The organism is Streptomyces sp. 351MFTsu5.1, assembly GCF_000383655.1.
In the GTDB taxonomy this organism is placed as follows: domain Bacteria; phylum Actinomycetota; class Actinomycetes; order Streptomycetales; family Streptomycetaceae; genus Streptomyces; species Streptomyces griseorubiginosus.
The window spans coordinates 137,527-158,620 of record NZ_KB911792.1 but is presented as its reverse complement, the minus strand read 5'-3'; the positions used below and the strand labels follow the sequence as shown (position 1 = coordinate 158,620).

17 protein-coding genes are annotated in these 21,094 nt (G+C 69.6%); 11 read left to right on the top strand and 6 right to left on the bottom strand.

Features of this window, described 5'->3' with window-relative positions:
- Positions 1 to 169 precede the first annotated feature (169 nt).
- Positions 170 to 1,612 (bottom strand): aldehyde dehydrogenase, encoded by a 1,443-nt coding sequence (locus H295_RS0132925; RefSeq protein WP_020139613.1) that lies wholly within the window; start codon positions 1,610 to 1,612, stop codon positions 170 to 172.
- A gap of 484 nt (positions 1,613 to 2,096) precedes the next feature.
- Here H295_RS0132925 and H295_RS0132920 point away from each other — a divergent pair, with 484 nt between their 5' ends.
- From H295_RS0132920 to H295_RS47285, 6 genes are all read left to right on the top strand, one after another.
- Complete coding sequence (locus H295_RS0132920; RefSeq protein ID WP_020139612.1) at positions 2,097 to 3,221, top strand: alpha/beta fold hydrolase; 1,125 nt, start codon at positions 2,097 to 2,099, stop codon at positions 3,219 to 3,221.
- Positions 3,222 to 3,328: 107 nt separating this feature from the next.
- Positions 3,329 to 4,189, top strand: a complete 861-nt coding sequence (locus H295_RS0132915; protein WP_020139611.1) for an alpha/beta fold hydrolase — start codon at positions 3,329 to 3,331, stop codon at positions 4,187 to 4,189.
- A 107-nt stretch (positions 4,190 to 4,296) separates the two neighbouring features.
- Positions 4,297 to 5,175 carry a helix-turn-helix domain-containing protein gene (locus H295_RS0132910; RefSeq protein WP_020139610.1) on the top strand — a complete coding sequence of 293 codons (879 nt, stop codon included), beginning with the start codon at positions 4,297 to 4,299 and terminating at the stop codon, positions 5,173 to 5,175.
- A 178-nt stretch (positions 5,176 to 5,353) separates the two neighbouring features.
- The gene (locus H295_RS47615; RefSeq protein ID WP_020139609.1) at positions 5,354 to 5,587 is read left to right on the top strand and encodes a hypothetical protein; all 234 of its coding nucleotides are present in this window, start codon (positions 5,354 to 5,356) and stop codon (positions 5,585 to 5,587) included.
- Positions 5,588 to 5,943: 356 nt separating this feature from the next.
- A complete protein-coding gene (locus H295_RS47290; RefSeq protein WP_020139608.1) occupies positions 5,944 to 6,180 on the top strand; it encodes a hypothetical protein in 237 nt (78 codons plus the stop codon).
- Entirely contained in the window at positions 6,177 to 6,317 is a 141-nt protein-coding gene (locus H295_RS47285; RefSeq protein WP_158691086.1) for a hypothetical protein, read from the top strand. Before H295_RS47290 ends, H295_RS47285 begins: the two co-directional genes overlap by 4 nt.
- 67 nt (positions 6,318 to 6,384) lie before the next feature.
- Here the strand turns inward: H295_RS47285 and H295_RS0132895 are convergent, their stop codons facing one another.
- A complete protein-coding gene (locus H295_RS0132895) occupies positions 6,385 to 7,956 on the bottom strand; it encodes an MDR family MFS transporter (protein WP_028809971.1) in 1,572 nt (523 codons plus the stop codon).
- 198 nt (positions 7,957 to 8,154) lie between these two features.
- Here H295_RS0132895 and H295_RS0132890 point away from each other — a divergent pair, with 198 nt between their 5' ends.
- Entirely contained in the window at positions 8,155 to 8,643 is a 489-nt protein-coding gene (locus H295_RS0132890; protein WP_020139605.1) for a TetR/AcrR family transcriptional regulator, read from the top strand.
- Positions 8,644 to 9,194: 551 nt separating this feature from the next.
- Here H295_RS0132890 and H295_RS0132880 read toward each other — a convergent pair.
- Complete coding sequence (locus tag H295_RS0132880) at positions 9,195 to 9,863, bottom strand: HAD-IA family hydrolase (RefSeq protein ID WP_020139603.1); 669 nt, start codon at positions 9,861 to 9,863, stop codon at positions 9,195 to 9,197.
- Between the two features lie 387 nt (positions 9,864 to 10,250).
- Between H295_RS0132880 and H295_RS0132875 the strand changes: the two genes are divergently transcribed.
- Positions 10,251 to 12,995, top strand: a complete 2,745-nt coding sequence (locus H295_RS0132875; RefSeq protein ID WP_199788642.1) for a helix-turn-helix transcriptional regulator — start codon at positions 10,251 to 10,253, stop codon at positions 12,993 to 12,995.
- On the opposite strand, the gene H295_RS43850 is transcribed toward H295_RS0132875, so the two are convergent.
- Positions 12,934 to 13,800 (bottom strand): alpha/beta hydrolase, encoded by an 867-nt coding sequence (locus H295_RS43850; protein ID WP_020139601.1) that lies wholly within the window; start codon positions 13,798 to 13,800, stop codon positions 12,934 to 12,936. The two genes, H295_RS0132875 and H295_RS43850, sit on opposite strands and share 62 nt — an antisense overlap.
- 291 nt (positions 13,801 to 14,091) lie before the next feature.
- Here H295_RS43850 and H295_RS0132865 point away from each other — a divergent pair, with 291 nt between their 5' ends.
- The gene (locus H295_RS0132865) at positions 14,092 to 14,544 is read left to right on the top strand and encodes an SsgA family sporulation/cell division regulator (protein ID WP_020139600.1); all 453 of its coding nucleotides are present in this window, start codon (positions 14,092 to 14,094) and stop codon (positions 14,542 to 14,544) included.
- Between the two features lie 582 nt (positions 14,545 to 15,126).
- Here H295_RS0132865 and H295_RS0132855 read toward each other — a convergent pair.
- Entirely contained in the window at positions 15,127 to 16,062 is a 936-nt protein-coding gene (locus tag H295_RS0132855) for an SDR family oxidoreductase (RefSeq protein ID WP_028809970.1), read from the bottom strand.
- A 204-nt stretch (positions 16,063 to 16,266) separates the two neighbouring features.
- On the opposite strand from H295_RS0132855, the gene H295_RS0132850 reads away from it, so the two are divergent.
- Both H295_RS0132850 and H295_RS0132840 read left to right on the top strand, forming a co-directional pair.
- Positions 16,267 to 17,109: a helix-turn-helix transcriptional regulator gene (locus H295_RS0132850; protein WP_199788648.1), complete on the top strand. Its 843-nt coding sequence runs from the start codon at positions 16,267 to 16,269 to the stop codon at positions 17,107 to 17,109.
- A gap of 419 nt (positions 17,110 to 17,528) precedes the next feature.
- Positions 17,529 to 18,242, top strand: a complete 714-nt coding sequence (locus H295_RS0132840) for a DUF3472 domain-containing protein (RefSeq protein ID WP_158691085.1) — start codon at positions 17,529 to 17,531, stop codon at positions 18,240 to 18,242.
- 400 nt (positions 18,243 to 18,642) lie between these two features.
- On the opposite strand, the gene H295_RS43845 is transcribed toward H295_RS0132840, so the two are convergent.
- Positions 18,643 to 20,838 (bottom strand): MMPL family transporter, encoded by a 2,196-nt coding sequence (locus tag H295_RS43845; RefSeq protein WP_020139594.1) that lies wholly within the window; start codon positions 20,836 to 20,838, stop codon positions 18,643 to 18,645.
- Between the last annotated feature and the right edge of the window lie 256 nt (positions 20,839 to 21,094).

The following is a 21,094-nucleotide window of genomic DNA, read 5'->3' as shown; positions in this document are numbered from 1 at the left end:
TGTTCGCAGCCGAAGGCACCTCCCTGCTCCCCGTCGGCCCCGAGATCCCCGAACTCCTCGTGGAGGTGGCCCGGTTGGCCGGTGTGCCTGACGGGGCGGTTGCGGACCGATGTGTTTCACCGCACGAACAGGTAACTACGCGCGTCGGGACCAGGCTTACGGTTCCCAGTCAGACCGTGATGGTCTTGTACTCCGTGTAGGTGCCGAGTCCGACCGCGCCGTACTCCCTGCCGATGCCGCTGGCCTTGAACCCGCCGAACGGGCCGTCGAAGGCGACGGACGCCCCGTTGACCGTGATGGTGCCGGTGCGTACCCGGCGCGCCACCTCCAGGGCGTGGGACTCGTCGGCGGACCAGACTCCCCCGGACAGGCCGTACTCGGAGTCGTTGGCGATGCCGACCGCCTCGTCCTCGTCGTCGTAGGCGATGACCACCAGGACCGGACCGAAGATCTCCTCCTGGGCGATCCGCATGGAGTTGTCGACGTCAGCGAAGACGGTCGGGGTGACGTAGTTGCCCTTCTCCAGACCCTCGGGAACATGCGGGCCACCGGTGACCAGGCGGGCACCCTCGTCGATGCCGAGCTGGATGTAGTCGCGCACCCGCTCCTGCTGGTCGGGGCGGATCATCGGGCCGATGAAGGTGTCGGGGTCGTTCGGGTCGCCGACCTTCAGGGACTCGACCAGCCCCTTGAGCCCGGCCACGACCTCCTCGTACCGACTGCGCGGGGCCAGGATGCGGGTCTGGGCGATGCAGGACTCTCCGTTGTTGAGGAGAGAGCCGAACTTCACGCCCGCGACCGCCTGGGCGATGTCCGCGTCGGGCAGGATGATCGTGGCGGACTTGCCCCCCAGCTCCAGACTCACCCGCTTGAGCTGCTCACCGGCGATCGCGGCGATGCGGCGGCCGGCCCGGGTGGAGCCGGTGAAGGCGATCTTGTCGACGTCCTGGTGCGAGACCAGGTACTCGCTGGTCTCGCGGTCCGCGGGCAAGATGCTGATCACACCCTGGGGCAGGCCCACCTGTTCGAGGAGTTCGGCCAGGAAGCCCATGCTCAGCGAGTTCTCCGGGGACACCTTCAGGACCACCGAGTTACCCGCGAGAAGCGAGGGGATGATCTTCGAAGTGGCCGAGGAGAAGGGCGAGTTCCAGGGGATGACGGCGGCCACGACGCCGATCGCCTCACGGCGCACCACACTGCGCACCGGGGACGCCGGGTCGGAGGGTGCGAGCGACTCCTCCCACGCGAACTCCTCCGCAGCCTTCAGGTAGGCGTTCGCCTGCCGGGTCAGGCCGGGCTGGCCCGCGCGGGTGAACCAGCCCGCCGAGCCGTTCTCCAGTGAGATCAGGTGGGCGATTTTCTCGGCGTTCTCCTCCCGCAGGGTGTTGAACCGCCGCAGGGTGGCGATGCGTTCGGCGGGCGGGGTCAGGCGCCACTCCCCCTTCTCGAAGGAGGCCCGTGCCGCGGCGACAGCGCGGTCGATGTCCGCCGGCTGCGCCTGGGCGGCGCGGCCGATCACCGACCGGTCGTGCGGGGAGGAGATGTCGAGCAGCTCCGGGTTGCTCGGCTCGGCCCAGGCGCCTCCGATGAAAAGTCGGCCGTAGGTGATCATGTGCGTTCTCTCTTCCGGTGTGGTTCGTGGACCATTGCTTCTAATTGCCACTTCAATGTAGCACTTAGGTGAGTTAAATGCTCATGAGAGTGCCATAACTGGTTCGAGCTTCTACACCATCGATACCCTTGTGCGGCGAGAGCTGATGCAGCGCGCACTCTCGAGTGCCGCCCTGACCGCCGCCGCACCGCGGGGCCACTGCCGCCCGAGCTGGTGCACCTGGCGGCACATCGGCTCGCCCACCCGAGTCGGTGGTTCATCTGGGTCGAATGACTGACCGTGCAACGCGCCGCACACCTGCGCCGACCCTGCGGATCCGACCGTCACATGACTGATGTGTCCGGTTTCCATGTGGGCGAGAGTATGACGAACAAACCCCGCTCGTCACCTGTTTGACAGGTGATACACGCTGTGCGAGAGTCGTCGCGCCGCGGGCTCGACGAGCGCGGGCCGGTCATCTCGAACACACCACGGAGGACTTCACATGATCAACAGGCGTACGTTCAGCAAGGCAATCGGCCTGGGCACCGGCGCGGCCGCGGTCTCCCTGGGCGGGTTGCAGACCCAGGCGTCCGCAGCGACCGCCTCGCAGCGGCCGAGCAGCGCCGCCGTTCCCACGGTGCCGACCATTGAGCCCGGCAGCCACACCGAGTTCAGCACGCTGAAGCACGTCAAGGCGGGGGTCCTGGACATCGGTTACGCCGAAGCCGGCCCCGCGCACGGCCCGGTCGTCGTCCTCCTGCACGGATGGCCGTACGACATCCACAGCTTCGTCGACGTCGCCCCGCTCCTGGCCGACCTGGGCTACCGCGTCCTCGTCCCGTACCTGCGCGGCCACGGCAGCACCCGATTCCTGTCCCGGCACACCCCCCGCACCGCCGAGCAGTCCGCGATCGCGCTGGACGTCATCGCGTTCATGGACGCCCTGAAGATCGACAAGGCGGTCCTCGCGGGCTTCGACTGGGGGTCGCGGACCGCCGACATCATCGCCGCCCTGTGGCCTGAGCGCGTCAAGTCCCTCGTGTCGACGAGCGGTTACCTCATCACGGACCGCAAGGCGCAGCTGGAGCCCGCCGCTCCGGGCGTCGAGCACAACTGGTGGTACCAGTGGTACTTCGCCACCGACCGCGGCGTGAAGACCATGGAGAACGTCGACGAGCGCATCGCGCTGTGCCGCTACGTGTGGACCCTCGTCTCCCCGAACTGGGACTTCTCCGACGCCACCTTCGCGCGCACCGCCGAGGCCTTCAAGAACCCCGACTACGCCGCGATCGTCCTCTACAACTACCGCTGGCGCATCAGCCTGATCGAGGGTGACCGGCGCTACGACCGCTACGAGCGCCGACTGGCCGCGCAGCCCTCCATCGGGGTCCCCACCCTCACCCTCGACGCGGCCCTGGACCCGTTCACGGCGCCGGGCGACGGCACCTCGTACCGCAACCACTTCACCGGTCCCTACCTGCACCGGACGATCGCGAACATCGGCCACGACCTGCCGCAGGAGGCGCCCACCGCCTTCGCCCAGGCCGTGGTGGACGCCGACCACCTCTCAATCACGGCCACCGTCGGTGGTACAGCCTCAGCCGCACGTCACCGTCTTGACAAGTGACGATCTTACATAGAGGATTCGTCACCTATCAGAGCGGTGACTAGCGCCGGTGAGCCGGAGCACCGTAAGTACCGAGACCGATAAGCATTCCTGAGAGGGGTTTTGTCGTGGTGAGCATCAAGGGTGGACGCAAGCGGCTGATGACGGGCGCGGTCGCGACGGCCACTGCGGGGCTCGCGCTCGGCGCGTTCGCCCTCAGCGGCACCGCCAACGGCGCGACCGAGAGCACCGAAGCGGCCGCCGCCGGCAAGCACGCCAAGCCCACCGTCATCCTGGAGCACGGTGCCTTCGCCGACGGCTCCAGCTGGAACGGCGTCATCGCCGACCTGCGCGCGGACGGCTACCCGGTTGTCGCCGCCGCCAACCCCCTGCGCGGCCCGGCCTCCGACGCCGCCGCCCTGCGCACCGTCCTCGACCACGTCAAGGGCCCGAAGATCGTCGTCGGCCACTCCTACGGCGGCAACGTCATCAGCGAGGCCGCCACCGACGACCCCGAGGTCAAGGCCCTGGTCTACGTGGCCGCTTTCCTGCCCGCCCCCGGCGAGAGCGCCCTGGAGCTCACGAACAAGTACCCGGGCTCCACCCTCCCCGGCACCCTGGACCCGGTCAGCTACCAGCAGGCCGACGGCACCACCGCCACCGACCTGTACATCCGGCAGGACAAGTTCCACCACCAGTTCGCCGCCGACGTGCCGGCGGGACAGGCCGCCCTGATGGCCGCCGAGCAGCGTCCCATCGCCCAGGCCGCCCTGGAGGAGAAGGCCACCACCGCGGCCTGGAAGACCATCCCGAGCTGGGACATCGTCACCACCGAAGATCTCAACATCCCCCCGGCCGTGCAGCGCTTCATGGCCAAGCGTGCCCACGCGCACACCACCGAGATCGCCGCCTCCCACTCGGTCGCCGTCTCCCACCCGCACCTGGTGGCCGACGTGATCGAGCGCGCGGCCCGCGCCACCGTCCGCTGACACCCCCAGGAGGGCGGCGGGACTCATCGGAGTCCCGCCGCCCTCGGCCGTTTCCCGATCCCATCGACACATCGCCGAGGTGTGTGACCCGCAGGAGAATCAACGACATGAGCTCACATCCCGACCCGCGTGCGTTCGGTGCCTTTCTGCGGGCCCGCCGGGCACAACTGGACCCCCAGCAGTGCGGCCTGCCCACCATGAACACCCCCCGCCGGGTCACCGGACTGCGCCGCGAAGAAGTCGCCACACTCGCCGCCATCAGCGTCGACTACTACACCCGCCTCGAACAGGGCCGCGTCCGCGCCTCCACCCCCGTCCTGACCACCCTCGCCCGCGCCCTGCGCCTCGACGACGACCAACAGCACTACCTCTACCAACTCGCCGGCCGCACCGACGACCGCCCACAACGCCGCCGACAACCCCAGTACCTACGCCCCGCCATGCGCCGGCTCCTCGACCAACTCACCCACACCCCCGCCCTCGCCCTCGGCAAACACCTCGACATCCTCGCCTGGAACCCCACCGCCACCGCCCTCTACACCGACTTCGCCGCCGTTCCGGCCCACCACCGCAACTACTTGCGCCTCATGTTCACGGACCCCGCTGTCCGGGGGTTGCACACGGAGTGGTCCCACGACGCCCGAGAAGCGGTGGCCGCCCTGCGCATGGAGGCCGCGACCGACCCCACCCACCCCGAACTCGCCCGCCTGGTCGGGGACCTGACCATCCAGGACGCGGACTTCCGCACATGGTGGGCACAGCAGCGCGTCAACAGCGCGACGTACGGCACCAAGCACTACCGCCACCCCCTCGTCGGCAACCTCACCCTGGACTGCGACACCTGGGCCGCCAACGACGGCTCCGGCCAACGCCTCATGGTCCTCACCGCCGAACCCGGCAGCCCCTCCCACGACGCCCTGCGCATCCTCGCCTCCTGGACCGCTGGGCAGACGGAACCGGACTCCACGCGGCACACATCCCGGTAGGCTCCGGCCGGCTGAACCTGCGGACGCTCCTCCCTCGTGGTCCTGGGAAAGCTCGTGCTCGGCGGACACCTGTGAGCTGTTACTGACTGATCCGGCGGCCGAACACACGGTCGTGTCGATCGACCTCCCGGGATTGGGTTGCCACCCCTTGCCCGAAGGCCCGCTGAGGGTCGGCGTCGTGGCCGACCAGTTGGTGGCCACCGCGCGCGAGGCCGGGCTGGCGGAGTTCGTGATCGCCGCGACCTCGCTGGGCGCGGCCGTCGCCGTCGCGGCCCGCCGTCCCCGCCCGGTGCGCAACCCGTTCACCCGCTGCGGATACGCCCGGCCCCGCACCACACTCCGGCTCGGTCTGGAAATGTGGGCGTCAGTGCTGGTCCGCGACGAGGCCGAGCTGAACGCCTTTGTCGCCTAGGCGTCGACCTGCGCGGCGATCTCGCCTCCGTCACCGCTCCCACCCTGGTCGTCGCGGCCACGGGGGCCAGTTGGTGGCCCGGAGCACTCGGTGGAACTCGTCGGCGGGATAGCCGGCGTACGGCCGGCCGCGGTCAAGGGCGGGCACGCAACAACCTTCGAGGAACCGGAACGGATGCTGGAGCTCCTCACCGCCATGAACGCTGACCCCGTCACCGGCCGCGATGCGGAGGGGGCTCAGGTCCTGGTGCCACCCGTTCCAACAGCCGCGCGGCGACTGCCAGTTCGACGCCCGCGTCGAGCCCCGCGTGTGAGGTCACCTCGTGCAGTTCGGAGAGCCAGACCCCGCCTGCCCTGGTGTTCGCGTTGCTCATGGATGTGCCGCGGTGGCCGGAGTGGTTACCGGGCCTCTCCGAGGTCCGGGCCGGGCCGCTCGAGCGGAGTTTCGAGGTGTGGTTCGACGGCCGCCGGTTCGAGATGTTCGCGGGAGAGCATGTGCCGTACACGAGGCTCGGCTGGTCGGGTGTCGGCGCCGGAGTGCATCTCTACCAGGCGTGGCTGCTCAGTCCGGTGGCGGGCGAACCCACGTGGTGACCGAGAACGTGGTCCGGGGGCCCGCCGCCAGGTCTCTGACGGAGCCGCCCCCGCTGTGGGCGCAGCGTCTGAACGCCCTGTGGATCACCCAGCTCAAGCGGCTTTCGCAGGCCACTCCGCAGGAGGACGGGGTGTAGCCGCGTTCCGCGCGACACGCCGCTGGCCGGCACCCGGTGGGGCGTCGGCCGGTCGGGGGCGTGCGGGTCAGGCGGTCCGGACGGGATCCTGGGTGGGCCCAGCCGCGGGCGCGTGCTCGGAGTGGTCGGCGGTCGCGGAGTGGTCGGCGGTCGGGGTCTCGCCGCTCTCGGGTGCCGGCTTCAGGAACAGGGCGAGGACGATCCCGACGGCGAGGGCGGGCGCGATCCAGAGGTAGCCGCCGGCCGTGGCGTGGGCGAAGGCGTCCAGTGCGGTGTCACGCAGGGCGCCGGGGAGGCGGCCGATGGTGTCGGGGCGGGTGGCGTCGAAACCGCCCGCGGTCGGCAGGCCGCTCGTGCGATCGGCGAAGCCGGTGTTGAGGAGGGTGCCGAAGACGGCGACGCCGAAGGCCGCGCCGATCGAGCGGGCGAAGGTGACGACGGCGCTGGCGGCACCGAGGTCGGCGGTGGGCACGCTGTTCTGGACGGTGGTCAGCACGACCATGGGCACCATGCCGATGCCGACGCCGGTGATCAGGAAGTAGACGCTCAGCACGAGGGTGTCGGTGGCCGCTCCGAGGGTGCCGAGCAGGAGAAGTCCGGCGAGGTTGGCGACCAGGCCCGCGAGCAGGATCGTCCGCAGCCGCTCGACGTGTGCGGCCCAGCGTCCGGCCAGGGACTGGCTCACGACGAGTCCGGCGACCAGGGGCAGCATGTGGATGCCGGAGAGGGTGGCCGAGACGCCGTGGACGATCTGGAGGTAGGTCGGCAGGTAGACCAGTACGGAGAACATCGCGGCGTTCGCGAAGAAGGCGATCAGCGAGGAGAACACCACGGTCCGGGAGGCGAACATGGCCGGCGGCAGGACCGGGGCGGCGGCGCGGCGCTCGATGGGCACCAGCGCCACGGCCAACGCGGCGGTTGCGGCGATCAGACCGACGATGGCCGGTGAGCCCCAGCCCCAGCGCTCCCCGAAGGACGTGACAAGGACCAGGCCGGTGGCGATGGCGGCCAGCAGGGTAGCGCCGAGGTAGTCGATACGGGCCCGGGTGCCCCGGGTGGCGGCGGGCAGGAACCGCGCGGCGATGGCCAGTGCGACGATGCCGACCGGCAGGTTCACCAGGAACGCCCACCGCCAGGACAGCTGGTCGGTGAAGACGCCGCCGAGCAGGGGGCCGACGATGCTGGCGACGCCGTAGACCGAGCCGAACATGCCCTGGTAGCGGCCGCGTTCGCTCGGGGTGACGATGTCTCCGACGAGGGCGAAGGTCAGCACGATCATGCCGCCGCCGCCCACGCCCTGCAGTACGCGGGCGCCGACGAGTTCGGGCAGGTTCTGTGCCAGGCCGCAGGCCACGGAGGCGATGAGGAAGACCGAGGTCGAGGCCAGGTACAGCCTCTTGCGGCCGAACATGTCTCCGAGCTTGCCCCACAGAGGTGTGACCGCGGTCGAGGCGAGCAGGTAGGCGGCGCTGACCCACGCGATGTCGTCGAAGCCGTTCAGGTCCTCGGCTATCCGGGGCAGTGCGGTCGAGACGATCGTCTGGTCCAGGGCGGCGAGGAGGACGGCCAGGACCAGCGCGCTCATCGCGGCGGTGACACCATCCGCCCTGGGTGAGGAGGAGTTGTCTGCCTTAGACATCAGCAGGCGCCTTTCTAGAAGACTCAGCGATCTGGCATTACCAGATATATCTGTCACTTCAATGTAGCATTTAAGGCTCGGCCTTCTACTCCCTAGAGGCGCTAGATGTCTCAGGCATCACATTCCGCCACTAGAATCAGTGCGGTGAGAGCTGATGCAGCGCGCAATCTCGAAGCCGTCCTGACCACCGGCGCACGCATGCTCGCCGCCGACCCCGGCACCAGCATCGCGAGCATCGCCACCGCGGCAGGAGTCGACCGACGCACCGTCTACCGACGCTTCGCCTCCCGCGAAGACCTCCTCGCGGCGATCTACGACGCCCGCCTCACCGCCATCGAGCACGCCATCCAGGACGCCCGACTACGCGAAGCACCCGTCACCGTCGCCCTGCACCGCTACGTCGAGAACATCATCACCGTCAACCGCACCTGGCCCGTCGACCTCACCCACATGCTCACCGACGACAGCGTCCACGCCCGCCGCGACGCGGCCATCGAGGAGGTCGACACCTTCCTCCGGCGTGCCACCGACGAGGGCCTGCTGCGGCCGGGTCTCCCACAGGGCTGGGCGAGCGCACTGCTGCCCCAGCTCATGCACCTGGTGTCCCGGCAGTTGCCCGAACTGAGCGCGGGTCAGGCGGCGGACGTCGTGGTCGACACCCTTCTCAACGGTCTCGGGACGTCCTGACACACCTACCCGGTCAGGTGAGAGGGAGGCGGTTGCCTGCCCGAAGTCCACGACCAGTTCGTGCACACCCGCCTCGGAGGGGGTCGGCCGCGGGTTCTCGCGGAGCCCCATGTGCGGGCGGAGGCGTCGCGGTCCGCTTCGACCTCCTCCTTCGTGAGGACCTCCCGCATCCCCATCAGCCGCGGGATCGGCATTGCCACCGGCAGCCGGCCGTCGAGCCGCCGCCCGATGCGGCGCAGTCCCCCTGGGGTGAACGCCGCGAGCAGCACGGCGGACCGGGCCGCTGACGCGGTTTGAGCCGAAGGGTGAACACCGGTCACTGGTGCGCGAGGACGTCGTCGGCCCAGTACTCCCAGCCCAGGCCAAGGCTCACGATCAGTCGTCCCCGGTTGAGCAGCTCGACGGTGGTCAGGCTTCGGGTCGGCATCACCGGCGGCGGGCGCAGGCGCCGGCGGGTCCATGTGGTTGTTAGGCGTGCGGCATCTCACCGTCGGCGCTCGCGCGGAGGGGGGCGCCCGGCACAAGCGGGGCGAGGACGCGGCCGCCGGTCCTCAAGGTGTGACCCGCTCCGGGTCCTGGTCCTGGTCCTGGTCCTGGTCCGTCAACGGGATGCCGAGCAGGGCTTCCATCGCCGCCACCGTCCGTGCCGGCTCCACGGCGTGGACGGTGGCGAATCCCAGCGCGGCCGCGGGTGCCAGATACCGCTCGCTGTCGTCCACGAACACGCACTCCCCGGCCGCCAGGCCGAGTTCGTCCAGCACGATCCGGAAGATCTCCGCCTCGGGCTTGCGCGTTCCGTGCTCCTCCGACAGCACCAGGGCGTCGTAGCGCTTCTCCAACTCGTAACCCTCGTACAGGTTCCAGGGTGCCGGGCCGATGGAGTTGGAGAGGATCCCGACCTTGACGCCCGCCCGGCGGGCTGCGGCGGCCGCGGCGATCACGGAGGACTCGGGACGCAGATCGGCGAAGACACGGCCCATCAGGTTGTCCGGCCGGACACCGAGAAGCCCGGCAGCCTCCTCGTTCCATTCGGCCTGAGTGAGATTGCCGCGCTCGAGCTCCTCGGTGAGCCGGATGCCCACGGGATCGAGGTAGAGACCTGTGAGCAGGGTTCCCTCGGCGAGTCCCTCACGGCGTTCGAAGGCCAGGGCGGCGGGCAGCAGCGGGGTGGTCAGCACACCACCGAAGTCGAGAACGAGGCCCTTGCGGTGCAGAGTCATGGCCCACACTGTAGACATGTTTCTCGGTGGCCGATCACATGGTCGATTCACATGTGTCGCTGGGGACTCCGCATCTCCGCCGGGTGGAGGACCTGGTCGCGGCAGCCGCACGGCATCGAAGTGTGTCTGACGCGCAAGAGTCCTTTTCAGCCATACCGGGTGACGTGAACCCGCCGGGGCATCTACTCTGCTGCGACAGGTGTGAGTGACCGGTGGGCGAACGGGCCTGCTGTCATACACGCAGCCGCCCGGCATGTGGCTGCCCGGGACGACGACGTACCCTCGCCCTGCGCCCGGCGTGATCCGCACGCACGGACGCGAGACCGCTCGGGCCGGGCCGGTTCAGCGGTGAAGGGAGTGGGGGGCGTGGAGTCGATCGTCGGAACCATGGTCGGTCGTGAAAGCGAGCAGGAGGCACTGTCGGCGTTCGTGGCGGCCACCGGGGGGCGCGCGCTCCTGCTGCGCGGCGACGCGGGGGTGGGCAAGAGCGCCCTGCTGGACCACGTCGTCGGCCTGGCGGTGGCCGAGAACCACCGGGTGATCAGGGCGGCAGGTGTCGAGGCCGAGTCGGAGTTGCCGTTCGCCGGGCTGCATCAGTTCCTGTATCCGCTGCTCGGCCACCTCGAACGGCTGGACGAAACGCACCGAAGGGTCTTCGACGTCGTCTTCGGCAGGGCCACGGACGCTCCCCCCTCGGTCATGACGCTCGGGATCGCCGTCCTCGACCTGCTCTCCCTCGCAGCCTCGCAGCAGCCCCTCCTGCTGGTGCTCGACGACGGCCAGTGGCTCGACACCTCCAGCACGGAGGTGTGCGGTTTCGTGGGACGCAGGCTGACCGGCAGTTCCATCAAGCTCGTCGTCGGCCTGCGCTCAGGTGTGCCCTCCGGCTTCGACACGGCCGCGCTGCCGGAACTTCCGGTCACCACGCTGCCGACGGAGATCGCCGAGCGGCTCCTTGACCTGCGCCACCCCGGGCTCGATCCGCAGATCCGCCACCTGGTCCTGGACGAGGCCCGGGGCAACCCGCTGGCGCTGCTCGAACTCCCGCCCCACGTGCGCCGCGGCCGGGCGGGGCGCAGCGCCGGGGAGTTGCTCGGATACACCGGCGTCCCGTTGCCCCAGCGGCTGCAACAGGTGTACGGCGCGCGCATCGAGTCACTCGGCGAGGCCGTGCGCGCCGAACTGCTGCGCGGCGCGCTGGACGGCGTCGGAGCCGGTACGGCCGCCGACCGCACCCGGGGCACCCGCTACCGCATGCGGGACGCCGACGAGGCCGCCGCCTGCGGGCTGCTGGACATCGACCCGCTCAGCGGCGACTTCGTCTTCCGGCACCCGCTGGTCCGCTCGACGGTGGTCCAGACGGCCACCCCCAACGAGCGGCGCGCGGCCCACGCGACCCTCGCCGAGCTGCACCGCGACGACATCGAGCGGCGCGCCTCGCACCTGGCGGCCTCGACGGTCGACCCGGACGAACAGGTGGCCTCGGCACTGGAGGCGGCCGCGGACTCCGCGACCCGGCGCGGCGGTGCGGTGACCGCCGTCGCCTGGCTGACCCGTGCCGCCGAGCTCAGCGAGAGCCGCGAGGAACGGTCCAGGCGACTGGGCAGCGCGGCGTACGTCGCCGGACACTCCGGGCGGCTCGACCACGCCCGACAGCTCGTCCTCTCGGACACCGGGTCCGGCGCAACTGAAACCCCCTCCTCGGTGGTCGCTTCGGGATACGTCGCGTTCTTCGAGGACGGGGACGTACGGTCCTCGCAGCGCCAGGTGTTCGCGGCGATCGAGGACATGCGCGACAGCGGGGTGGACGAGCCGAACGAGGTGCTCACCCGGCTGATCGACCTGCTGCTGGCGATCAACCAGTACGCGAGCGACCAGGACGCGTGGGAACGGTCTCACGCACTGCTGGACTCGCTGGGCGACCTCGTCCCGTCCCACTCGCGGATCTACCAGGACGCGTGGGGCGACGTGGTGCGGCGCGGTGCTGGTGTGGCGGAGCGGGTGGAACGCGCCTTCGCCGCTCCGGGCGAGCTGGAGCCGTGGGACGTCACCCGCCTGGCGGTGGCCGCCTACCACGTGGACACCCTGAGCCGGTACCGGCCGCATCTCCAGCGCACTGTGGACCGTGAGGTGGAGACGGGGGCCCTGGCCGATGCCATGACCATGCTGCACCTGATCATGCTGGACCAGACGGCGGTCGGCGAGTGGGACGAGGCCGAGCGCACGGGGCAGCGCTGCCTGGACCTGACGACGACGCACCGGCACACTCTGTTCGTCCATCACACGCAGGCCTATCTGGGGCTGTTGGCCGCCCTGCGCGGTCAGGTCGACCGCGCCCGCGAACTCCAGGCCGGCGTCGACGCCTGGGCCCGCCCTCGCGGCATCGGCTTCCTCACCCAGATCACCGACACCATCGGCACCATCGCGGCCCTCGCCGAAGGCGACTACGAGGCCGCCTACCTGCACGCCATCGGCATCACACCCCCCGGAACCTTCACCCCCTACGCCCACCAGGCCCCCCGCACCCTCCTCGACCTCACCGAAGCAGCCCTGCACACCGGACGCACCCAACAAGCACACCAACACGCCCAAGCCGCCCACATGCAGGGCCTGCACCACCTCTCCCCCCGCCTCCACCTCCTCACCCACGGCGCCCTCGCCCTCACCAGCCCCGACCCCGCCCAAGCCGACACCCACTACCACCACGCCCAGAACCACCCCGACGCCACCACCTTCCCCTTCGAACTCGCCCGCATCCGGCTCGCCCACGGCACCCGCCGGCGCCACACCCAGGGACGCAAGGCAGCACGTCCTCTCCTCGTGCAGGCCCTGGAGACGTTCGAACGGCTGGGCGCCGTCACCTGGGCCGCACGCGCCCACGACGAGCTGCGGGCCACCGGCGCGACCCTCCACGCCTCCACCCCCCACCTCGCGGCGCTGACCTGGCAGGAACGCCGGATCGCCGACCTCGCCGCGGGCGGCCTGACCAACAAGGAGATCGGCGAACGCATGCACCTCTCGCCTCGCACCGTCAGCTCACACCTGTACCGCGTCTTCCCGAAACTCGGCATCACCAGCCGCGCCGCCCTGCGTGACGCCCTGGGCAGGATGTCCGACGACCAGAAGGTGTGACCTCGCGCCAGCCGTGCCGGGAGGGCAGTCCGTACTCGTCCAGCCAGCCGAGCACGTAGTCGGCGACGAACCGCCATCCGTTGTCGATGACCAGGGAGTGCGCGCGGTCCGCGAACTGCTTGAGGTCGGTGACGGCCGTGGAGTCGCCGTACTGCTTGTACGCCGCGCGCGTCGCGGAGTCGGGTACCAGCAGATCCTCCTGGCCGGAGATCAGCAGCAGCGGGCCGCGGTCGGGGTTGGCGACATCCACCACGGCGTGCTGCTTGCGCGCCGCGCTCGCGTGCCCGAGGTCGTCGAGCAGACGGCGGGGGGCCGGGACGACGTAACGCTCGAAGAGGCGGTCCGACTCCTGCGCCGTGGCGGTGTTGGCGAAGACCCGGTGGAACTGCCGCGGGGAGAGCGTCACCAGAGGTTCGGCGTCAGCCCGGTCCGGGGTCCACAACCGGGCCGAAGCGTCGGGCAGTGCGATGTCGTTGAGCGGGGCGGGCGCGATGGCCACGGCGGCCCGGCCGATGTCGGCGGCGAGGAGACGCTGCGCGATGAGACCGCCGACGGAGTGGCCGACGATCACCGGAGCGGTGTCGAAGGAGCGGACGATGCCGGCGTAGTGGTCGGTCAGCACGTCGAGACCGATGCCCGCGACGGCCCCGGCCGACGTGCGTGACTCCCCTACGGCGGCCGCCTCCCCCGGCCAGCCGGGCGTGAACGCGAGGAACCCCCGACTGGCGAAACGCTCCGCCCATGACTCCCAGGACAGCGCGTGCAGCCAGGTGCCGTGGATGAAGACGACGGGAGTGTGGTTCACAGCGGGCTCCTCCGAGCATGACGATCATCCGGCTCCGGCACGCCGGCGACGGCCTCAGCATCGTTCAGACGCCGGCCGGGGGGCGACAGTCGAATGACTGAAGAAGTCACCGGACAGGGGTGACTGACGAGGTCTCGGAGGCAAGCTCAGCGGTCTGCCGGCCGTGCTCCGCCACCGTGACGCGCCACGCGACTCAGGCGAAGTGGACGGTCAAGTGACTTATGAACGGCGCGTCCGAGGCGACCAGGGTGGATGACGTCAGCTTTCGCCACGGGGAAGGATCCACCCGCAATGAGCAGCAACCAGCCCGGTGTACAGTCCCGGCCGACGTCGTACGCCTGCCCGGAGCTGTTCCTGGACATCGAACGCGTACTGGGTGTCGCAGCCCGGCAGACGATCAGGGCGGCGTTCGGTTTCGACCCGGCGGCTCCCCTGGTCGTGTCCTTGGTGCTGGTCGTCGAGGGCGGCCCGCGGGTCCTGTGGCGGATCGGCCGCGACCTCATGAAGCAAGGGCTCCGCTCGGCCAGCGGCCTCGGCGACGTGCAGATGTGGCCGGCGCGTCCCGGTGAGGGAGGCACCGCATGGCTCCAACTGGCCTCCCAGGACATGGCCGCCCTCTTCGAACTGCCCGTTCCCCCGCTGGAGGAGTGGCTGGAGCACACCTACGAGCTCGTACCCGCGGGTCGCGAACTGGCGCAGGTCGACTGGGACATCACCACGGCGAATCTGCCGGCGGGCTCTTGAGGGGTGGGGTCGGGGCGGGGGGGGCTCCCTGTCTGATGCGCCGGGCGGCCTCGGCATCTGCTACGGCGCGGAGTGTGGGGTCGTCGTAGCTGTCCTGGTCCGCGACGAGTTGTCCCGTCAGGCCTCCGTCGCCGGGGCGCCCTGCTCCCTGCTCCCTGCTCCCTGCGTCCTACGACACGGCCTGCGCGGCGCCCTGTTCTGTGCCGTGCCGGACCGGTTCAGTCGCGGTGCGCGCTGACCCCGCCGATCAGGCCCCACGGGTCGATGCGGACCGTCGGGCCGTCGGGCTCGGTGGGGTTCTTTCCCATGTCAGCACGGTGGTGCCGGTGGGTTGCTCACGCCCTGCAAGGAGTCGCTCATGCCGTACGGCAATCGCTTCAGCGCCGCCCAAGGCCTGACCGCAGGTGATCCGGCGGGACCTCTTCGTTTCGTGGGCCTCCCGTCCAGACGCCTGTTCGTGGCCAGGTTTCGACAGGCAGGACCCCTCCAATGAGTCGCCGCCCGCCGGCAGTCGGAACGCCGGTACAGACCGATGCGGGCACAGCACCTCATCCGGCGCTGCGCCCACCGGGCGGGTCATGACTACAAGCGCAGGCCCGTGAGCTTTTCGGAGGTTTCCCAGACACGAGTGGCTTCTTGCGTGCTGGTGAGGCGGCTGTACGGCTTCTGCGCGGCGGGTGGGCCGCCCAGGTGGAGCGGTCCGCTGGGGCCGTAGAACCGGCCGGGCTCGGCGTCCGGGGACGTGGCGGCGTACAGGGCGGGGAGTTTCGCGCTCTCGACGGTTCCGAGGAGGATGCCGCGGGCGGACAGGAAACGGATCACGCGCACACCGAGGGTGTCCTTGTCACGCCCCACCTCGGGCCGGGCGGCCAGCAGGCTGGTCGGTGCGACACCAGGGTGGGAGATGTTGCTGGTGATGCCCCAACCGCCTGACTCACTGCGCCGGTTCAGCTCCAGACCGAACAGTCCGAACGCGATCTTCGACTGGCTGTAGGCGCGCTGACCGTTGTACGAGCGCTCCCAGTTCAGGTCCTCCCAGTTGATGGCGTTCTGGTTCGCCGCAATGCTGACCTGAGACGTCACCCGGGCCCGGCCGACCCGCAGCAGCGGCAGCAGATGGGCCACCAGAGCGAAGTGCCCCAGGTGGTTGGTGCCGAACTGCAACTCGAACCCGTCCGCGGTGGTCTGCCGGTTCGGCGGCGTCATGACACCCGCATTGTTGATCAGCAGGTGGACCGGCCGGCTCTCTTCGATCAGCGTCTTGCCGAACGCCTCCACCGAGGCGAGCGAGGACAGATCGAGGCTGCGCAGCGACACCTGCCCGCCCGGCACCAGCTGACGGATCCGCGCCAGCGCCGCCTCACCCTTGGCCTCGTTACGGACCGGCATCACCACCTCCGCACCTGCGGCGGCAAGCCATACCGCCATGCCGAACCCCATACCGTCACTCGCGCCGGTCACCACGGCGCGCCTCCCGGACAGATCGGCGACGGGAATGTCAATGGAATCACGCGGCATGCGAACCCACTCCAGATCGTTGCGTCATTTCCTCCACTGTCACGGACGCCGACATCGTTATGCAGGGCCTGCCAATCCCCCGCTGCGGCACCGGGTGCCGCAGCTCGGGGCGGGTCCAAGGGGGGATTGCCAGGCCGTGGCTACCACCCTGTACGGGCGGTAGACATAGCGATCCAAGGAAAGCGGATGGTGAATGAGGAACAGATGCTGATCGACCGGACCGGGCTGGCGGAGTTTCTCAGGCGCCGCCGGGAGGCGCTGCAACCCGAAGACGTGGGTCTCCCGCGTGGGCAACGGCGCAGGACGAGCGGGCTGCGGCGCGAGGAAGTGGCTTTCCTGTGCCACATGTCGACCGACTACTACGCACGGCTGGAGCGGGAGCGTGGCCCTCAGCCTTCCGAGCGGATGATCGCCTCCATCGCGCAGGGGCTCCACCTCTCTCTCGATGAACGCGACCACCTGTTCCGGCTCGCCGGACACGCCTCGCCACCCCGCGGTGCGGCGAGCGACCACATCAGTCCCGGCATGCTGCGCATCCTCGACCGCCTTCAGGACACCCCTGCGGAGATCGTCACCGAGCTCGGCGAGACCCTGCGGCAGACGCCCCTGGCCGTCGCACTCACCGGTGACCTGACCGCCTACGAGGGGCCGGCCCGCAGCCTCGGCTACCGCTGGTTCACCGACCCCGCGACCCGGGCGCTCTACGCCCCCGACGATCACCCGTTCCTGACCCGCATGTTCGCCTCAGGCCTGCGCGGGCTGGTCACCCTGCGCGGGCGCCGGTCCCGCGCGGCTCAGCTCGCCGAACTGCTGCTGGCCCAGAGCGAGGAGTTACGGCAGGCGTGGCAGGCCCACGAGGTCGGCATCCGCCCCCGCGAGACCAAGCGCTTCATCCACCCCGAAGTCGGAGAGATGGAACTGACCTGCCAGACACTTCTGGACCCGGAGCAGTCACACATACTGCTCGTCCACACCGCCACCCCCGGCAGCGAGAGCTACGAACGGCTGCGTTTGCTGTCCGTCGTCGGACCGCAAACGACCCCCTGAGCGTCAGCACGGACGAAGCTCGGGCAGAGAGACATACGTTTCAAAGTCACCAACGCCTCGGCACGCTTGCGACGAAGCCGAGGAGGGTGGGACTCCGGCGGTCCCGCCGGGTCTCGGCGACAGCCTCCAGCCGGTCGAGGTTCCGCAGCTGACGCCGAAGCTCTACGACGAGTGCCTGGTCGAGGTGGGGAACGTCTGCCTCCTCAGTGAGTCGCTCCGAGTGCGCCTCAACGCCGGGCAACGCTCCCTCACGCCTCTTCTGGATGCCGCCCTCCGCCTCCACTCTGAGGCATCGGCCACCGCGCGTGGCCTTGATGGGGGGGCGGATGCACCACACACGAGGACATCTTCGCGGTCGGTCGGCTCATCTCTGCGGGAGGCTTCTGGTTCTGATCACGGCCGTCTGCACGATGGTCGTGATGAGTACTGCGTCGGCGCAGGCTGAGCAGCACCAAGATGCCAACGAGTACGCGTTGTGGGACTTCCATGGCGCCAATGGGTTCTGGAACATCGACCAGCGTGTGCAAATCACCCGCAAGGCCCACCACTCGTACTGGGCGATGATGTGGGACTTCACGACCACGCCGGGCAAGGGCGGCTACATGGGCCTGCAGACCAACGGCACGCGCTTCAACCACACCTCCGGCGAGACAGCGATCTTCTCACTGTGGAACGCGAACGGCAGCAGAGGAGGGAACTGCGGACCCTTCGACGGCGAGGGGACCGGCCTCAGCTGCAGGATCCCGTACGCCATCGACCGGCAGTCCGACTACCGTCTGCGTGTATGGCGGCTGACGGCCGACTCCGGGGGCCAGTGGTGGGGTGCCTGGGTGCGCAACATGAAGACCGGCATCGACACACCCATCGGAAGTCTTCGTGTGCCGGCCGGTCAGCGGCTGTTGGGCACACCGGCCAACTTCAGCGAGTACTACGGCGACGCCGTCCCCTGCCATAGGGTCCCGCTGTCGGTGGCGTACTTCACGCAGCCTGCGGCCAATGCTCTCGGAGGCGGCCGGTACCAGTACACCTCGACGTATGGGTCCTCCAGCCGGGGAGCCTGTACTGGTGGCTCGGTGTCCTTGGTGGATCTCGGGTGGACCAAAGCGGCAAAGGTGACCCTCGGCGGGCCGTGACCCGATTGAGCCTGGGAGTCGGTGCGGAAGCGTGGCATGGATGACTCTTCCTCGGCGGCCAGGTGTCAGGCATTTTGAGAGACCCCGGGCTACGGACGCCCGGGGTCTTGTGCGGCTCGACCTGCGGCTGCGACCTGGCGATCTCCGTGCTGGAAATGAAGACGCAGCCTCACCCGGGCTTTCGGTAGACGCACCACCCGAGCCGGCCACTGAACCCCGCTTCGGATCCTCGAAGCCGCTGAAGAGCCCGTTCCGCCTCGCCGAGCGTGGCCTGCACCCGCTCGCCCTCCTCTTGCAACCGTGTGATCTCTTCCCACGCCTTCTTCTCCAGCGGGCGGTTGTGTGGCGATCACCGCATAACCGCCCGCTGCTCGGCGGACCCGCAGACTCAGGATGTCGATCAGAGTTCGGCAGGGATCCTGTCAGGTCCGGACGTGTCCTTCTCCAGGCTGCTGCCCTCGACATCGAGATCGGGCAGCAGTCGGTCCAGCCAGGCGGGGAGCCACCAGGCCCGTCGTCCGGCCAGGGCCAGGATCGCGGGGACCAGGGTCAGGCGTACGGCGAAGGCGTCGATCGCCACGCCGACGGCCAGCGCGAAGGCGATGGGCTTGATCAAGGCGTCGTCCAGCGGGAAGAAGCCCGCGAAGACAGTGAACATGATCAGCGCGGCAGCGGTGACGACGCGGACACTGTGCCGGGCGCCGTCGACGATCGACTGCCGGGCCCGACCCGAGTGGGTCCACTCCTCCCGTATCCCGGAGACGAGGAACACCTCGTAGTCCATGGCGAGTCCGAAGAGAACGCCGATGAGGATGATCGGCAGAAAGCTGACGACGGGACCGGTGTGCGGAACGCCGAGGACATCCGCGAGCCAGCCCCATTGGAAGAGAGCGACGACCAGGCCGAGCGAGGCGGCCACGGAGAGCAGGAATCCGGCCGCGGCCTTGAGCGGGACGACGAGCGAACGGAACACCGCCATCAGCAGGATCAGGCTGAGTCCGACGACGATGGCGACGAACGGGAGCAGGGAGTCTCCTAGCCGCGTGGAGACGTCGATGTTGACGGCGGTGGTGCCGGTGACGGCGACAGCAGCGCCGGTTGCGGCGCGCAGGTCGGATTCGCTGTTGCGGATGTCCCGGACGAGTTGGTCGGTGTGCACGCTGTCGGGACCGGTCGTGGGGATGACCGTGATGACGGCCCGGCCCGGGTCTTGGGTGGGCTGGGGCGGGAGGACCGCCTTGACGTTCCTGAAGTCGCCCAGCCGCTGGGCGACTTGAGCGGCCGCTCGGCTGCCGCTGCCGTCGTGGGTGCTGGTCAGGATGAGCAGCGGGCCGTTGAACCCGGGGCCGAACTTTTCGCTCACGGTGTCGTACGCCACCCGCTGCGTCGACCCCTTCGCGGCCGATCCGTCGTCGGGCAGGGCGAGGCGCAGGTCGGCGGCGGGCAGGGCAAGGGCGAGCAGGACGCCCGCGGTGCCCAGGACCGCGAGCAGGGGCCTGGCGACGACGGCCTTCACCCAGCGAGCGCCGATGGACGGCTTGCCGGCGCTCTTCTCGGCGTCGGTGGCACGGAGCGCGGCCGCGCTGTCGGCCTTGGGGGCGAGCTTCGCTCCGGCGAAACCGGCAAGCGCGGGCAGCAGGGTGATCGAGGCGAGGACGGCCACGAGAACGGCTCCGGCGGCGCCCAGGCCCATCGTGGTCAGAAAGGGAATGCCTATGACGCTCAGCGCGGCCAGAGCGATGATCACGGTGCCACCGGCGAAGACGACGGCGCTGCCCGCGGTGCCGTTGGCGAGCGCTGCGGACTCCTGGGGATCGGTGCCGCGAGCGAGTTGCTGGCGGTGGCGGGAGAGGATGAACAGGGCGTAGTCGATGCCGACGGCCAGCCCCAGCATCAGCGCAAGGGTGAGGGCCGTCGAGGAGATGCCGGCCAGGGGTGTCAGAGCCAGCAAGCCGGTGAGCCCGACCGCGACCCCTGCCAGGGCGGGCAGCAGTGCCATGCCGGCGGCCAGCAGGGAGCCGAAGGTGAGCACGAGGACGAGGACGGCGACGATCACGCCGATGACCTCCGAGGCGCCGACGTGCACACCCTTGCTGCTGAACACCGAGCCGCCCACCGACGCCGTGAGTCCTTGGCGTTCGGCGGTCTTCGCCACGTCCTTGAGAGCGTTGACGGAGGCGCTGCTCACCTCGGCGTTCGGCACAGAGTACTGGACCTGAACGATGGCCGTGGTCCGGTCCGGCGAGACGGCCCCGGAGGTCCGCGGATCCACCACCGCGCTGACCTGTGGTGCCCTGTCCGCGGCGGCCACGGCCCGGGCGATCGCGGTGGTGTACGGCGTCTGGGAGACGTGGTGCCCCTTGGGCGCTGTGAGAACGATCTGGGCGTTCGCGCCGGACACCTGCGGCAGGGTCGAGCGCAGGGTGTCCAGCGCTTGCTGCGACTCGGTGCCCGGCACGGAGAAGCGGTCGTCGAGCTTGCCGCCGAAGAGCCCGACGCAGGTGACGAGCGCGGCGAGGACGGCGAGCCAGATGCCGAGGACCAGCTTTCGGTGGTGGTAGGCGCGGTGGCCCAGACGGTGGAGCAGGACAGCCATGACGGGCTCCTGTGCGTGAGGGGATACAGCGGCGCCACAGATCAGGCGCACAGATCGCGAGGAGGACGACCTCCACTTGATCATAGGACTTTATCAAGTGCTCAAGTCAAGTGACTAGGTCTCGCGATGTGACGAGAGTCGCCCACCCTGACACCGTCCCGAACAGCGACGATGAACGCAGTCACACAACTGAATAGCTCGACCTTGTCACTCGACAATGTCGTGTGTATGGTCAGGGTTCTACCGGCTCCCGCCG